The organism is Pseudochelatococcus lubricantis, from assembly GCF_011762225.1.
Classification (GTDB): domain Bacteria; phylum Pseudomonadota; class Alphaproteobacteria; order Rhizobiales; family Beijerinckiaceae; genus Pseudochelatococcus; species Pseudochelatococcus lubricantis.
Genome location: NZ_JAASQI010000006.1, coordinates 98,461 through 114,869 on the forward strand (window position 1 = coordinate 98,461; position 16,409 = coordinate 114,869).

The following is a 16,409-nucleotide window of genomic DNA, read 5'->3' on the forward strand; positions in this document are numbered from 1 at the left end:
GATCTCGTATTGTTTCTGTACGTGAATAATGAATGAACGAATAGCCTATTTATTCCGGTGCGTCGATTCACTAATTTCTACCGCAACGCAACATCGAGGATAGGCCATGGCCGAGACCGCCGCGCAGGAGCTTCAGCCGGTTCTCTCCGTCTTCTGGCGGGAAGAAAGCCTGAACGTTCGTGGAGAAACCTTCTCCGGGCGTCTCTACGTTTCGGCCAAGGTGCCGGAGCACGCCGGCCTTGTGCTGCATCTGCATGGCGGCCACTTCAACAGCGGCTCGCCGGCGGAAGGGCAGGCGGTTGCGGCGGCACTGACCGAGGCCGGCGCAGTCGTGTTCTCGCTCTCCTATCCGCTCGCGCCGGCCCACCGTTTCCCCGAGACGCTCGAACTCATCTATGCAGCGCTTGAGGCTCTTGCCAGGGGGCGGAGCCGCTGGGTGGCCCGCGGCGCGCCGCTGTATGTCGCCGGCGAAGAGGCCGGCGGCAATCTCGCCGCAGCGCTCGCCATGATGGCGCGCGATCGCGGCGGCCCGGCGCTGGCCGGCCAGATCCTGCTTTCGCCGATGCTCGATGCTTGCCTCGCCACCGCTTCCCTGCGCGGTGCGCAGGCCGGCCCGGTCGGCTGCTGCTGGGCCGATGGCTGGGCCGCCTATCTCGGCACGCCCGAGCGCGCCGCTCATCCCTATGCCGCGCCGTTGCAGGCGACGCGCCTCGCCGGCCTGCCGCCGGCGCTGCTGATCAGCGCGCAGGACGACCCGATGCGCGACGAGGCGGCGCAATATGCGGCCCGCCTCGGCCAGGCGGGTGTCCATGTCCGTCATATCGAGCGCGCTGCGCCGACGCACTGGCCGCAGGCTTATGCGGATGCACCGGAGGAAGGCTCCTGCCTGTGCAAGACCTGTGGAGAGATCGCCGCCTTCTATGGGCGGACCGCGCCGTCCTGACGGCATCCCTTTCCAGCTATCCCACGTCATTTTCGAAGAAGGACCGACCCCTATGATTCAGGGAACGAACCGTCGCGGCCTCGTGGCTGCCCTGACTGTCTCCGTCGCGCTGACCGCCATCGCCGCCTTCGCCTTTTCCGGCAGCCGCGCGCAGGGCGACACCACCGCTGCTCCCGCTCCCGCCGTGCCGGTCTCCGTCGCCACGGTCGAGGCGCGTGAGATTGTGCCCTGGGCCGAGTTTTCCGGCCGGCTGGAGGCGATCGAGCGCGTCGAGCTGCGCTCCCGCGTTTCCGGCGTCGTCGAGGCCGTGCATTTCCGCGAGGGCAATCTGGTGAAGCAGGGCGATCTGCTCGTCAGCATTGACCAGGCGCCCTATCTCGCCGAGCTGGAACGCGCTCAGGCGCAGGTACTGGCCGTCCAGGCGCGCGTCGCGCTTTCCGAGAGAGAGCACGAACGCGGCCAGCAATTGATCGCCACCCGCAACCTGTCGCAGCGCGACCTCGACACCCGCGTCAACGCCCTGCGCGAAGCTCAGGCCAATCTGCGTGCCGCCGAGGCGGCCCGCCGCGTGGCGCAGCTCAACCTTGACTACACACAGATCCGCGCGCCGATCAGCGGCCGCATCGGCCGGCTGGACGTCACCGTCGGCAATCTGATCACCGCCGGCGGCCAGGTGCTGACCAGCCTGTTGTCGGTCGATCCGATCTATGCGGCCTTCAACGCCGACGAGCGCAGCGTGCTCGACGCGCTTGCCTCACTGCCGGATGGCTCGCATGCGCTGGAGCAGATTCCGGTGAGGCTCACCACGGCGACGACCGAGGCGGCGCAGTTCAGCGGCCGTCTGCACTTCGTCGACAACGGTATCGATGGCGCCAGCGGGACGGTGCGGGTGCGCGCCCTGCTCGACAATCCCGACGGGCGGCTGATGCCCGGCCAGTTCGTCAGGGTGCGGCTCGGGCAGGCCAAGGCCGAGCCTCAGCTCGTCATCAACGAGCGCGCGGTCGGCACCGACCAGAACAAGAAGTTCGTCTTCGTCGTCGGCGACGACAGCAAGGCTGTCTGGCGCGAGGTCTCGCTCGGCTCGTCTCATGACGGGCTGCGCGTGGTCAATGCCGGACTGAAGCCCGGCGAGCGCATCATCGTCAACGGGCTGCAGCACGTCCGGCCGGGCGCGGCAGTCGCGCCGGAACGGGTTCCCATGGCGGAGAAGAGCGAGTTGAAGAAGCCCGCGACCGAACTCACACAACGTTGAACCCATGGCGGTCTGCGGCCGCCGTCAAGCGGGGCCGCAGACGCAAGGCTACGTCGCTCGAAAGGGGACGCTCCATGAACCTCTCCAAGTTCTTCATCGACCGGCCGATCTTTGCGGCGGTCCTCTCCGTTCTGATTTTTCTGGCCGGGCTGCTGTCGATGAGGGCTCTGCCGATTTCCGAATACCCGGAGGTCGTGCCGCCGACCGTGGTCGTGCGCGCGCAGTATCCCGGCGCCAGCCCGCGCGTGATCGCGGAAACCGTGGCGACGCCGATCGAGGAGCAGATCAACGGCGTCGAAGGCATGCTCTACATGTCGAGTCAGGCAACGACCGACGGTGTGATGACTCTGAACGTCACCTTCCGGCTCGGCACCGATCCCGACAAGGCCCAGCAACTCGTGCAGAACCGCGTCAGCCAGGCCGAGCCGCGCCTGCCCGAGGAAGTGCGCCGGCTCGGCGTCACCACGGTCAAGAGTTCGCCCGACCTGACGATACTGGTGCACATCACCTCGCCGAACGGACGCTACGACGTGACCTATCTGCGCAACTATGCGTTGCTCAACGTCAAGGACCGGCTGGCGCGCATCGATGGCGTCGGCCAGGTCCAGATCTTCGGCGCGGGCGACTACTCGCTGCGTGTCTGGCTCGACCCGCAGAAGGTTGCCGAGCACGGCCTGTCCCCCGGTGATGTCGTGCGCGAAATCAGGGCCCAGAACGTGCAGGCCGCCGCCGGCGTGATCGGTGCATCGCCGAACGCGCCCGGCCTCGATTTCCAGCTCTCCGTCAATGCACAGGGCCGCCTCCAGTCGGAGGAGGAATTCGGCGAGATCATCGTCAAGACCGGCACCGACGGCGCGGTCGTTCGCCTGAAGGACATCGCCCGCATCGAGCTTGGCGCGGCCGAATACGCGCTGCGCTCGCTGCTGGACGGTCAATCGGCCGTCGCTGTGCCCATCTTCCAGGCGCCGGGCTCCAACGCCATCGCCATTGCCGACCGGGTCGACGCGGTGATGGCCGAAATCAAGCAGAACATGCCGGAGGACGTCGATTACAGCATCGTCTACGACACCACCCAGTTCGTGCGCGCCTCCATCAACGCCGTCATCCACACCCTGCTGGAGGCGGTGGCGCTGGTCGTGCTGGTCGTCATCGTCTTCCTGCAGACCTGGCGGGCCTCGATTATCCCGCTCATCGCCGTTCCGGTCTCTATCGTCGGCACCTTCGCGGTGATGTATCTGATGGGCTTTTCGATCAACGCACTCAGCCTTTTCGGCCTCGTGCTGGCCATCGGCATCGTCGTCGACGATGCGATCGTCGTCGTCGAAAACGTCGAGCGCAACATCGAGAACGGCCTTGCCCCGCGCGAGGCGACCTACAAGGCGATGCGGGAGGTGTCCGGCCCGATCATCGCCATCGCGCTGGTGCTCGTCGCGGTCTTCGTGCCGCTCGCCTTCATCTCCGGGCTCACCGGCCAGTTCTACCGCCAGTTCGCGCTCACCATTGCGATCTCGACGGTGATCTCGGCTATCAACTCACTCACGCTCTCACCCGCGCTGGCGGCGCTGCTGCTGAAGGGCCATGAAGCGCCGAAGGATGCGCTGACGCGCGTGATGGACCGGGTGCTCGGCTGGTTCTTCCGCGCTTTCAACCGCTTCTTCCAGCGCTCCTCTGAGGCCTATGGCGGCGGCGTGCGCCGCGTGATCTCGCATCGTGCGGTCATGCTGGGCGTCTATGTCCTGCTGCTCGTCCTGACGGGCGTGCTGTTCAAGGCGGTGCCGGGCGGCTTCGTGCCGGGCCAGGACAAACAGTACCTCGTCGGCTTCGCACAGTTGCCGGATGCCGCGACCCTCGACCGAACGGAGGACGTGATCCGCCGCATGGACGAGATCGCTCGCAAGCATCCCGGCGTCGACCATGCGATCGCCTTTCCGGGCCTTTCGATCAACGGTTTCACCAACTCGTCGAACGCCGGCATCGTCTTCGTGACGCTGAAGCCCTTCGACGAGCGCAAGGACCCGTCCCTGAGCGGCGGCGCCATCGCCATGCAGCTCAACAAGGAGTTCGCCGGCATCAAGGAAGCCTTCATTGCGATGTTCCCGCCGCCGCCCGTGCAGGGGCTCGGCACCATCGGCGGTTTCAAGCTTCAGATAGAGGATCGCGCCGGCCTCGGCTATGCGGCCCTCGACGAGGCGACCAAGGCCTTCATGGCAAAGGCCGCGCAGGCGCCGGAGATCGCGGGCATGTTCTCAAGCTTCCAGGTCAACGTCCCGCAGCTTTATGCCGACATCGACCGCACCAAGGCCCGTCAGCTCGGCGTGCCGGTGAATGAGGTGTTCGACACATTGCAGACCTATCTCGGTTCGACATATGTCAACGACTTCAACAGGTTCGGCCGCACCTACACCGTGCGTGTGCAGGCAGATGCGCCCTTCCGCGCTCAGCCCGAGCATATCGGCCGGCTGAAGGTGCGCGCGAACACGGGCGAGATGATCCCGCTGAGCGCCGTGCTGAACGTCCGCTCCGACTCGGGGCCCGAGCGTGCGATGCGCTACAACGGCTTCCTCTCGGCAGACATCAACGCGGGGGCGGCGCCCGGCTTCTCCTCCGGCCAGGCGCAGGAAGCGGTGGAGCGCATCGCCGCGGAGACCTTGCCGCAGGGCTTCGCCTTCGAGTGGACCGAGTTGACCTATCAGGAGATCCTTGCGGGCAATTCGGCGGTGATCGTCTTCCCCGTGGCCATCCTTCTCGTTTTCCTGGTGCTTGCGGCACAGTACGAGAGCCTGACCTTGCCCATCGCGATCCTGCTCATCATCCCGATGGGGCTGCTTGCGGCGCTGACCGGGTTGTGGCTCACAGGGGGAGACAACAACGTCTTCACCCAGATCGGCCTCGTCGTGCTGGTCGGTCTGTCGGCCAAGAACGCCATCCTGATCGTCGAATTCGCGCGCGAGCTGGAATTCGAAGGCAGGACGCCGGTCGAGGCGGCGATCGAGGCGAGCCGGCTGCGCCTGCGGCCTATCCTGATGACCTCGCTCGCCTTCGTGATGGGCGTGGTGCCGCTGGTCATCTCGACCGGCGCCGGTGCCGAGATGCGCCAGGCCATGGGCATCGCGGTTTTCTCCGGGATGATCGGCGTCACCGCTTTCGGTATCTTCCTGACACCGGTCTTCTACGTGCTGATGCGCAAGCTGGCGGGCAACCGCCCGCTGGCCAGGCATGACGTCGAGGCGCCGGTTGCGCAGGCGGCGGAGTGACGGCCGGGTCGTACATCGTCATCGTTTAAAGCGTTTTCAAGCAAAGTGGATACCGGTTTGCGTGAAGAAAGCGCGTAATATCAAAAATTTATATCATTTCGGCGTTTCAATGAAATGTCGAAATGCTATAGACCATTACTGCGTTTACTACGTTTTTTGAGACGCAATAATGGTCTATGTTTCTGTTTTGAAACAGCTTCAGGCGGAGGCGAGGTCGAGAGTCAGGACCGAGCCTGACAGGGGGGCTTCCTCCAGCACGTTCGCGGACAGGCGGATGCGTGCCGTGGTGATGAACAGCGTCTCGTTCGAGGGGCCACCGAAGCACAGGTCCGTGGGACGCGGGACGGGCAGGGTGATGCGTCTGTCGATCTCCCCGGAAGCACTCAGCCGCACGACCGACCAGCCGTCCCAGAGCGCCACCCACAGCCCGCCGTGCCTGTCGAACGTGATGCCGTCCGGGCTTCCGTCGCTGGCGGGAAACTCGGCAAAGGTCTCGAACGCCCCTATGCGGTGAGCCGCGGCGTCGAAGGCGGCGCGCAGGATGGCGCGACGACCGGAATCCACGAGAAAGACTGTCCGGCCGTCCGCGCTCCAGGCCATGCCGCTCGGAACGGACAGGTTCTCGGTTGTGACCTCGATGCCGGTTTCCGACACGTGCAGAAGGGCACCCTCTCCGGGCCGGGCGCGAACGCTCATGAGAGCCAGCCAGAAGCCGCCCGACGGATCGACACCGCAACAGTTGAGGCGGCTTTCTCCCAGCCCCCTCGGCAAGGGCGCCGCAAGACGATGCTCGCCCGTCGCGATATCGAGACGGTGGACGCCGCGGCTGTCCGCGAAGACCAGCTCGCCGGGGCCGGACCAGCCGCAGAGCACGCCCATGTCGGGCTTCAGCAAGGTCCGGCTCAGGCCGGAGGCCGGCTCCGCGCACAGGATCGCGGGGCCGAGGATATCCGCCAGGAAGAGGTTCCCCGACGCCGGCGACCAGCGCGGCGTCTTTCCCAGCAGGGTATTGGCGGCAATGCAACGGGGCTCCGGCTGGCCCGGCTCCGCGGCCGGGCGGGCGCGCGGCTCGATGGACTGGAGCGAGTTCCCGGCGTTCGAGGTAATCCGCCTCGCGCAGTCGATGATCGTGGGGGCGAGTGCGTGCAGGTGGTCGGGCGTCAGCCGGCTCGTCGGGCCGGTCACGCCGATCGCCGCGATCGGCCGGCCGAGATAGTCGAGAATGGGGGCGGCGACGCTCGCCACCCCGTCTCCGCCCGTGCCGACGTGGATCGCGTAGCCGCGCGCGGCCGCACGGCGCATCACTTCGTCGAAGGGCACGTCGCGTCCGTCGGACAGACGCGCGGTTGCGTGTGTCAGGCTGTCGTCGATCTCCGCGGCCACCTCCGGCCCCAGCTCGCTGAGGATCGCCAGGCCGAGGGCACCGGACGCGAGCGGTGCCGTCTGACCGATCGGCACGACCGATCGCACGCCGAACAGGCTCTCGCGCCGGTCCACGATCACGAAGTTGTCGCCCGAGCGCACGCCCAGAACAGACGCCTCGCGGCTGACCTCGCGCAGCCTGTCCAGCGGGCCGCGCGCCAGTGCTCGCAGGTCGATGTCCGCCCACGCCTTGTGTGCCAGTTCGAACAGATGGAACCCGAGGCGGAAGCCCCGCGTCTGGGCCTCCAGCTGGACGAGCCCCTTTTTTTCGAGCGCGGCGACGATTCTATGCACCGTGGGACGGGGCATGGCGAGATCAGAGGCGATCTGGCCGATGCTCAGTGGCTCCTGGGATTTCGAAATCAATTCAATGATGTCGAGGGCCTTCAGGAGAGCGCCAACACCTTGAGTGCCGGATTTTTCGGCCATCGTGAAAATCCTCCGTTGACAGGAACTCGGAATATGCCCTAGCGTAACCACATTATGGATATCACGTCCATAATGTGGACACAAGGGGCTGCAGTAGGGGGCGGAACAATATCCCGCTGAGAGAGCCCCCGCCGCAGGGAGGCCCGGCCCGGAAGGGGCGGGAGAGTTCGAGCGGCTTCGGGAGATGGAGGACGAAGTTGACTTTCATTAGCGGTATCAACCCAAAACTCGCGGTGATTGCCGAGGCCGCACCGTTGCGCGGGGAATGCGGCATCGGGGCGATGATGCCCTGGGCAGGTAAACTGTGGTTCGTGACATTCGTCGGCCACACCGGGCGTTCCGGCGCGGGCACGGGCCTGTATACGCTCGACGAGAACCTGAATCTCGAAAAACATCCGGCGAGCGTGGTGGGCACCTATGCCAATCGCTGGATCCACTCGGCCACCGACCAGCTGGTGATCGGCCCGCATCTGGTGGACGTCAACGGCAATGTCCGCACCATCCCCGACCTGATCCCGCACCGCCTGACCGCGACCATGGATCATCACGAGGATGTGGTGAACAAGGTCAGCTACGTCACGATGGAGGGGTTGATCCTGGAGCTGGACCTGCGCACGCTGGAGGTGAAGACCGCCTTCAACATGCTGCGCGAGCTGACGCTGCCGGTGGGCACCCAGCCGCATTTCAAGGCGGGATTCACTTCGAACGGCCGTATCATCGTGGGCAACAACACCTATGATGAGCGCGATCACAAGGGTGAGTGGACGGGCGGCCTGCTGGCGGAGTACCATGACGGCAAATGGTCGATCCTTGAGCGCACCGGCTTCATGGAGGTGTTCGGCCGGCGCAATCTGGGCGGCACCATCTTCGCCATCGGCTGGGACAAGCGTTCGGCGATCATGCGCACGCTGATCGATGGCCAGTGGACGCGCTATCGGCTGCCGAAGGCGTCTTCCGGCTACGAATATTATTGGTCGCTCGAATGGACCCGTATCCGCGAGATGGAACACGAGCGCTACATCATCGATGCGAGCGGTATGTTCTACGAGGTGAGCCCGGTGAGCTACGAAGGTCGCGTCTGGGGCCTGCGCCCGGTCAGCACGCACCTGCGCGTCGTGCCCGACTTCACCATCTATCGAGGCATGCTGGTGCTGGGCGGCAACCAGATCTCGCCGAACATGGAACTCGACTGGTGGCGCTCCGACCGGACGGAGAACGAGGGTAAGGATGTCGGCGACACGCTCGATCTCGTTACCCGGATCGACAACAACCCGATCGCGGGCGAGCCGCAGACCGGGCTCTGGTTCGGCGCCATGGACGACCTGTGGACGAAATTCGGCAAGCCGAAGGGATGGGGCGGCGTCTGGTGGGAGGACGAGGTCAAGGGCGGCGTGCCGTCGGACCCGTTCCTGATGACGGGCTTCGAGCACAAGTCCATGCACCTGTCCAACGGCTCGGACCATGCCGTGACGATCCGTGTCGAGATCGACTTCCTCGGTAACGGCAGCTGGAAGACCTATGACGAGATCGAGCTGAAGCCGAACGGCTATGTCTCTCACGCCTTCCCGACCGGGTTCGGCGCGCATTGGGTGCGGCTGGTGGCTGACAGGGATGTCATTGCCTCGGGGTATTTCCACTATACCTGAACCTGATCCGCCCCGGCGAAAAGGCCGGGGTGGTCCAACAAGGGCCGCTCCCACGCCGGAGCGGTCCCGCCGCAGGGGTGCGGCCATTATAATCGTTCAGTTCTGGGACTTTGGGAGGAGACCGAGATGAACACCGGCAAAGGACTGTGCGGCCTGGTCGCCGCAGCCCTGCTGTGCGCGTTGGCGCCCGCCACGCTGCAGGCAGCACAGACGACGATCCGCATGTGGACCTTCTTCAACCCTGAGGGGACCACCGTCAGGGAAAAAGCGCTGGCGAAGGTCATCGCGAATTTCGAGGCAAAGAACCCCGACATCAGGGTCCGTACCGAACAGCAGGTCTGGGACCAGATGACGCAGAAATTCCTGGCTGCGAGCCGGGCGGGCAAGGCACCCGACGTGATCTGGGTGAACTCGGACCTGCTCGGCACCGTGATTCAGGCGAATGCCCTGGCGGACATCAGCGGCGCCTTCACGCCTGAGGACATGAAGGACCTGGACAACGAACTCGTCCGCTCGGCCTCGGACGGAGGGAAGGTCTATGGCGTCGGGCAATCCTATATGATCTTCGGCCTGATCGCCCGGAACAAGTTCCTGCAGGAGGCGGGCGTCGACCCGGAGGCGATCCGCACGTGGGACGACCTGGACGCGGCGGCGAAGAAACTGACCGTGGGATCCGGCAACGACGTCCGGCGCTGGGGCCTGTGCCAGGATCTGGGCATGACCAAGATCGATCCGGGCATCCTGCTCGCGCATTTGCTGACGGGCGAGGGCGCGCCCGCATTCGACAAGACCGGACGCGCGCACTGGTCTGATGCGCGCGGCGTTGCCGGAATCCAGCGCACCGCCCGCCTGATCGAGGCCGGTTCGAGCCCGCGGGAGGGCCTGAACTGGACCAATGATGAGATGTATGACCAGTTCTCCGCCGGGCGCTGCGCGATGATAACCGGCGCGAGCGTGCGCATCAGCGGCTTGCAGCAGGCGACGGGCGACGAGGACATCATCTTCATCCCCTATCCCTCGGATACGCCCGGCATGCCGTCGCGGCAGGCGATGAGCAACTGGACCACCTCCGTCTGGGAGGGCTCAAAGAACAAGGATGCCGCCGCGAAGCTCGTCGCCTCCATGGTCAGCCCCGAGGCTGACGAGGTGTGGGTAACGACGGGCGGCACGCTGCCCGCGCGCACCTCGACCGCGGCGGGGCTGACGGACTTTCTGGGCCAGAAATCGCACCGGTTCATGGCCGCCGCGACGGAGTACATCCGCACCAGCGGCTGGGTCCCGCCCTTCGGCGCGGATATCAGCGGCTACCGCGACGACATGAACCGGGCGATCCAGCAGGTTGTCATGAACGGAGCGGCTCCGGAGAAGGCGTTGCAGGAGGCCGAACAGGCCTACAATGCGCGCCACGGATACTGATCCGGCCTTTCTGCCCATCTTTGGAAGACGCCATGACGACAGGTGCTTATCCCGCCGCGAACCGGCGCCGGACCGACTACGGCATGCTTTATGTCGCGCCGACGGTGCTGCTGCTGATCCTGCTTCTCTACGGGCCGGCCGTTTCCGGCTTCTGGCAGAGCCTGTTCCGCCTCGACGGCGCCGACGCCGGCGCCTTCGTGGGGCTGGACGTCTACGGCAAGGTGCTGGCAGAACCTGGCTTCGGCAAGGTCGTGCTGTCCACCACGCTGTTCGTCGTCGGCTCGGTCATCGGCACGGTCGGGCTCGGGCTCGCGATCGCGCTCTACGTCAACAGCCTGGAGGAGGCGACGGCGCGCATCCTCCAGATCGGGGTCATCATTCCCTGGGCGATCTCGTCCGTGGTGGGGGCGCTGCTGTTTCGCTGGTTCTACATGAGCGACCTGGGCCTGTTCCAGGGGATGCTGCGCGGGTTCGGCCTGCCTGCCTTCGACCCCATGTCCACACAGGCGGGGGCGATGACGGCCCTGATCCTCTCCGCGGTATGGAAGAAGCTCGGCTTTGCGGTGATCCTGCTGCTTTCGGGATTGAAGGCCATTCCGCATGACTATTATGAAGCCGCGCGAATCGATGGTGCCGGCGCTTTCGCGCGCTTTCGGGAGATCACCGTGCCGATGCTGACCGGACCGCTGCTGATCAGCTCTGTCGTGCTCGGCATCGCCGATCTGAACACGGTCGAGCTGCCGTTGATCGTGACGGGAGGAGGGCCGCTCGACAGCACGACCACGGTGGCGCTGTCCATTTATCAGAAGGCATTCAGCCAGTACGATCTCCAGCGCGCGATCACGCTTGCCATCATCACCTTTCTCGTGAACATCGTCCTCGTCGGGCTCTACGTCCGCAGCGTCCGGGGACAGAGCGAATGAGTGCCGCCATGTCCCGCAAGCTTCGTTCCCGGCTGTCGCTGATTGCGTTTTCGGCCTTCATCCTGATCTTCAATCTCGGCCCCATCCTGTGGGGCATCCTCGGGTCGCTGCGCCCGCGCGAGGAGATCATGCGCTTCCCCCCGCAGCCGCTGCCGTCGAGCCTGAGTCTGGAGCATTACGCCGCGATCGCGGAAAGCGGGTTCCTCGGCGCGGCACGCAACAGCCTGATCTACGCGGCCATCACCGTGGTCGTGGCGCTGGTCGCGGGCAGCATCGCGGCCTACGCGCTGGACCGGCTGCGCTTCGCGGGCAAGGCAGTCGTGATGTTCCTCGTGATCGCCGGCATTCCGCTCGCCAGCGGCGCCGCGGCGCTGATCGTCCCCAGCTACCTCTATATGACGTCTCTCGGGCTGAGCGATACGCCGTGGGTGCTGCCGCTGGTCTATATCGCCTATAACCTGCCCACGGCGGTCTGGGTGCTGAAGGGCGCGCTAGGCGGTCTCTCGCGCGAACTCGACGAGGCAGCCGCGATCGACGGGGCAGGGCGCCTGCGCACCCTGTTCGAGATACTGCTGCCGCTCTGCAAGCCAGCCATCGGTGCCGCCGCCCTGTTCTGTTTCGTCGGGGCCTGGAACGAATTCGTCGCGGGTTCGGTGCTGGTCGACAATCCGGATTTGCGGCCGGTGCAGGTCTCGATCTACCAGAACATGGGATATTTCGGTCGCGACTGGGGGCCGCTGCTGGCCGCGGCGACCCTCGCCATCCTGCCGATCATCGCCGCCTTCCTGGTCTTCGGCCGCCTGCTGATCGCGGGGCTGACGAAGGGTGCGGTCAAGGGCTGAGCCCGTCCCTGAAAGTGCCGTGGGAGGAACTGACATGGCCCATATCTCCTTCGAGAACGTCTCGAAATCCTATAGTACGCTGAACGTGATCAGGGATATCAATCTCGACATCCACGACGGCGAGATGCTGATCCTCGTCGGGCCGTCGGGCTGCGGAAAGTCGACCCTGCTGCGAATGATCGCGGGGCTGGAGAGCGTGTCCTCGGGCGCGATCCGCATCGACGACCGCGTGGTGAACGACCTCGATCCGCGCGACCGCGACATCGCCATGGTGTTCCAGAGCTACGCGCTCTATCCGCACAAGACCGTGCTTGAGAACATTACCTTTGGCCTGAGAATGCGCCGGATGGCGGGTGACGAGATTCTGCGCCGCGCGAAACAGGCCAGCATGGCGCTTGGCCTCGATGCCTATCTCGACCGGTATCCCCGCCAGCTCTCGGGTGGGCAGCGCCAGCGCGTCGCGATGGGCCGGGCGCTGGTGCGCGAACCGAAGGCCTTCCTGTTCGACGAGCCGCTCTCCAACCTGGATGCCCAGCTGCGCGTGCAGATGCGCATGGAGATTCGCGCGCTTCAGCAGAAGCTCGGGGTAACCTCGGTCTACGTCACTCACGACCAGATCGAGGCGATGACGATGGGCGACAAGATCGCCGTGATGAACCGGGGAGGCATCGAACAGATCGGCACGCCGCTCGATATCTATGACCGTCCGGCGAACGAATTCGTTGCCACGTTCATTGGATCGCCGATGATCAATCTGCTGGACGCCGAGGTCCGCGGCGACGGGCGCAGCGCCGTGACACCCGGGGGCCTCGTGCTTCCGACCGGCACGGCCGCGCTGTCGCCGGGCGAAAAGGTCAGGATCGGCATAAGGCCCGAGCACGTCCGGCTGGGAGACGACGGCGCCCCTGGCATCGTCGAGGCGGTCGAGCAGACGGGGCTCGACACGCTCGTGCTGGTGCGGACGTCCGGCACGGCGATGCGGGTGCTCATCCGCGAACGACGCTATATGGAGCGGGGGCAGAAGGTTTTGCTGTCGCTCCCGCCCGCCGACATGCATGTTTTCTCGTCCGACACCGGCGCGCGACGCTGACCGGGGCCTCTCGCTCCGGGGTGCGGATGAGGAACGACTCAACATGCATGCAACACCCTGCCATTCGCCGCCGCCACGGATGGCGGCGGCGATCACGAGCGACGAGGCGTGGCCCTGTCCCGAGTTTGTACAATAGACTGATATATAAAGGAAAAGATTGTTTTCCCGGGGCCCGTGGCTGTGGCGGGATGACGGTGACGGCTTCGTCGGGCGGTGACGGCCTCCGCCCGGCGGCCCGCGCCGCCACCTCGCTCGCCGTCCGCCCTTCGAGCCATCCGGGTGCTTCGGGGCCTTCAACAACGGCTTGCGGAACATCTATGGATATTGTTGGCCGCGAGTGCGGCAAATAACGAATAAGTCGATTGCGTCAATGGCCCTACCATTACGGTGCCTGCGCCGGTATCCCATGGCAGGACACCGCGTCGCGCCACTGACATCCCCATCGACCGGGACGCCGCTTTTCGGCACGGCTGCACAGAAATCCGGAGGTCCCGTGGGCGATTACTCTCATCAGATGAAGAGCCGCGTCAGGCGGCTTCTTCATTATGCCGAAAGCTCCCGGCGTACGAAACTGGGTATCGGGGCCATCGTGCGCCGGGCGGCGCGCTGGCTTGAACTGCGCTCGTTCGGGCTGACGCCGGAACATTTCACGGGGGCGGAAGGGCTGCGCGCCGCGCTTGCGGTCGCCTTTCCGCTCATCCTGATCATCGGAAGCAGGCAATACGAATTCGGCTGGGCGGTCTTCGCGGCATTCTGGACCTGTCTTTGCGACAATGCCGGGCCGGACCGTCTCCGCCGTTTCCTTCTGGCGGTTTTCGTCTGCGCGGGAGCGGCGATTGCCTTCGTCGGCTCGTGGGTGGGGTCGTTCGGCACGCCGGAGGCGCTCGCCACCGGCCCGCTGCTGGTTTTTCTGTCGGCGCTGCTGCCTTACCGGCTGGCGCAGGCGGGGACGCTTTCCGTGCTGCTCGGTGTGGTCGGCGTGGTCGCCATCGGCTTTCCGCTGCCGTTCGAGGGTGCGGCGAAGCTTGCGCTTTCCTTCCTTCTGGGGAGCGCGTGGGCGTACCTCCTCATCAATGTGCTGTGGCGCATCGACGCCTGGCTGCCGGTGCGGAAAATGACATCCGCGGTGTTTTCCCGTTTGTCGGACATGATCGCCGAAATGGTCGCGACGCGGGACGGCAGCCATCCGGATGCCATCTGGCACCCCGGACATGCGGAGCACCGCCGGTCGGTGCGCATCGGCCTTGAGCGTCTGCGCCAGCTCCTGTCGCGCTACAAGGGCGAGCCGGATGAGGTGTTGCGCCCCTTCCTGCTTTTTCAGGACGCGGCGGAAACATTGTTCAGCGCCGCTATCGCGCTGGAGCATGATTTCGTCGTCAGGGAAGGCCCGGCGAACGAACGGGTGGTGGCGGCACGTGCCATGCTGCATGCGGTCGTCACCTGCCAGATGGCTATCGATGGCGGCGAGCGGGGACAGGCCAGTCTTCGGCGCCAGATCGGGCGACTTCAGCGCAGCCGCTCCGTCATGTCGGGACAGCTCCCGATCGGCTGCCTGATCGCGGCGGAACAGGCCCTGCGGCTGCTGGTGAACGATCCGGAAACCGAAAGAAGCGCTTCCGGGGCGCCTCTTCCAGAACTGCCCGAGGCCGCGAAAACCGGATTGAAATCCGCGCTGCAGCAGGCGTTGAGGCAGGCGTCGGGCGTCGTGGCCGTCTACTATGTCGCGACGGTGTTCCGGTTCGGTTATCCCTACTGGGCGACGATGGCGGTGATCGTCGTCATGCAGGGCGCGGCGCGCATGACGTGGACACGCGCGCTGGAGCGCATATTCGGAAGCCTGCTCGGCGGTGCGGCGGCGCTGTCGTTCCTGCTCCTCGTCACCCATCCCTATGCGCTCGCGGCGCTGGCGGTGCCTCTCGCGGGCGTATCGATAGCGCTGCGGAGCGTCAACTATACCGTCTTCGTCCTGTTCCTCACCATGCTGTTCGTCATCGTGACGGAACTGCTCCAGCCCGGCGTCGGCATCGCTTCGGCCCGCATTCTCGATAATACGGTCGGCAGCCTGGCGGCTTTGCTTGCCGCGCTGCTGCTCTGGCCGAAATTCGACCCGCCCCTCGCCACGATGATCGGCGACGGGATGCAGACCAACCGCGACTACATCGACGCGGTCACGTCGGGACGGGACGAGACGGCCATCTACGCGGCACGCCGCCGCGCGGGTCTGGCAAGCACGACCGCCGAGGTGGCCCTGCATGACCTCGGCGGCCTGCCGCGCCGCTGGCAGAGATTGTCGAACGAGGATGCGGCCGCGCTTCGCAAGCTCAGGCTGCTCGCCGGGGAAGCCGCCGCCGCCTGGCACCGCCGTCTGGCCGCGGAAGAACGCAGTGGCGCGTGAGGCATCAGCGTTTCGGGCGCCGCATCCCGGCCGAGAGTTCGGAGGCGGCTGCCCACAACTCGCCGAAATCGTTGATCAGACGGTCTGGCGACAGCGCGGCGACGGGAATGTCCGAGTAGCCGAAGGGAACGGCGATTACGGGCATGCCGGCCGCGCGGGCGGTGGCGATGTCCGTGCGGGAATCGCCCACCATCAGCGCGCGGCGCGGGTCCGCCCCCGCGCGTTCGATTGTCAACGTCAGGTGGCGCGGGTCCGGCTTGCGATAGGCAAAGGTGTCGTACCCGCAGATAGCCGCGAACCGGTCGCCGATACCGAGCAGGTCGAGCAGCTTGCGGGCCTGGTCTTCGGCCTTGTTGGTGCACACTGCCAGCAGCCAGCCTTCCGCCCGGAAACGGTCGAGCGCCTCCGGAACGCCAGGAAAGAGCCGCGTGTCCCGCTTGAGATTCCGGCCGTAGAAGCCGAGGAAGCGCTGGAACCGCGTTTCCAGAAGGTCTGCCGGGCTGCCGAAAACGCCGGCCTCCCGGAAACCGCGCTCGACCATGGACCGCGTTCCGGAGCCGAGCAGGCGTCTCGCCCTCTCGGACACGAGCGGCGGCAGGCCCTCTGCCTGCAGCGTGGCGTTCAGCGCGGCGATCAGGTCGGGCGCGGTATCGGCGAGCGTGCCGTCGAGATCGAAGACGACGATCGGACGCGCGCTGTCAGACACGATACCGGTAAACCGGATGGAAAGGCTCGCCGGCATGGTTCCGCTCCTTCTTCGTCGATCGTCCCATGAGTGACTCGTCCCATGAGTGACT

Annotated in this window: 11 protein-coding genes; 9 read left to right on the plus strand and 2 right to left on the minus strand. The window is 65.7% G+C overall.

Going from position 1 to position 16,409, the window contains the following annotated elements; all coding sequences use genetic code 11:
• Positions 1–106 precede the first annotated feature (106 nt).
• The 3 genes from FHS82_RS13260 (at position 107) to FHS82_RS13270 (ending at position 5,449) form a co-directional block, all read left to right on the plus strand.
• The gene (locus FHS82_RS13260; protein ID WP_166953612.1) at positions 107–943 is read left to right on the plus strand and encodes an alpha/beta hydrolase fold domain-containing protein; all 837 of its coding nucleotides are present in this window, start codon (positions 107–109) and stop codon (positions 941–943) included.
• 52 nt (positions 944–995) lie between these two features.
• Positions 996–2,195: an efflux RND transporter periplasmic adaptor subunit gene (locus FHS82_RS13265; RefSeq protein WP_166953614.1), complete on the plus strand. Its 1,200-nt coding sequence runs from the start codon at positions 996–998 to the stop codon at positions 2,193–2,195.
• A gap of 74 nt (positions 2,196–2,269) precedes the next feature.
• Complete coding sequence (locus FHS82_RS13270; protein WP_166953616.1) at positions 2,270–5,449, plus strand: efflux RND transporter permease subunit; 3,180 nt, start codon at positions 2,270–2,272, stop codon at positions 5,447–5,449.
• A 198-nt stretch (positions 5,450–5,647) separates the two neighbouring features.
• Here the strand turns inward: FHS82_RS13270 and FHS82_RS13275 are convergent, their stop codons facing one another.
• A complete protein-coding gene (locus tag FHS82_RS13275; RefSeq protein WP_166953618.1) occupies positions 5,648–7,300 on the minus strand; it encodes an SMP-30/gluconolactonase/LRE family protein in 1,653 nt (550 codons plus the stop codon).
• Between the two features lie 197 nt (positions 7,301–7,497).
• Here FHS82_RS13275 and FHS82_RS13280 point away from each other — a divergent pair, with 197 nt between their 5' ends.
• From FHS82_RS13280 to FHS82_RS13305, 6 genes are all read left to right on the plus strand, one after another.
• The gene (locus FHS82_RS13280; RefSeq protein WP_166953620.1) at positions 7,498–8,946 is read left to right on the plus strand and encodes a hypothetical protein; all 1,449 of its coding nucleotides are present in this window, start codon (positions 7,498–7,500) and stop codon (positions 8,944–8,946) included.
• A 126-nt stretch (positions 8,947–9,072) separates the two neighbouring features.
• Positions 9,073–10,362, plus strand: a complete 1,290-nt coding sequence (locus FHS82_RS13285) for an ABC transporter substrate-binding protein (RefSeq protein WP_166953622.1) — start codon at positions 9,073–9,075, stop codon at positions 10,360–10,362.
• 32 nt (positions 10,363–10,394) lie between these two features.
• Positions 10,395–11,285: a carbohydrate ABC transporter permease gene (locus tag FHS82_RS13290; RefSeq protein ID WP_166953624.1), complete on the plus strand. Its 891-nt coding sequence runs from the start codon at positions 10,395–10,397 to the stop codon at positions 11,283–11,285.
• Between the two features lie 8 nt (positions 11,286–11,293).
• Complete coding sequence (locus tag FHS82_RS13295) at positions 11,294–12,127, plus strand: carbohydrate ABC transporter permease (protein WP_166953625.1); 834 nt, start codon at positions 11,294–11,296, stop codon at positions 12,125–12,127.
• Between the two features lie 34 nt (positions 12,128–12,161).
• Entirely contained in the window at positions 12,162–13,217 is a 1,056-nt protein-coding gene (locus FHS82_RS13300; RefSeq protein WP_166953627.1) for an ABC transporter ATP-binding protein, read from the plus strand.
• 493 nt (positions 13,218–13,710) lie between these two features.
• Positions 13,711–15,612 (plus strand): FUSC family protein, encoded by a 1,902-nt coding sequence (locus FHS82_RS13305; protein ID WP_343042576.1) that lies wholly within the window; start codon positions 13,711–13,713, stop codon positions 15,610–15,612.
• Between the two features lie 4 nt (positions 15,613–15,616).
• Here the strand turns inward: FHS82_RS13305 and FHS82_RS13310 are convergent, their stop codons facing one another.
• Positions 15,617–16,354 (minus strand): HAD family hydrolase, encoded by a 738-nt coding sequence (locus FHS82_RS13310; protein ID WP_166953629.1) that lies wholly within the window; start codon positions 16,352–16,354, stop codon positions 15,617–15,619.
• Between the last annotated feature and the right edge of the window lie 55 nt (positions 16,355–16,409).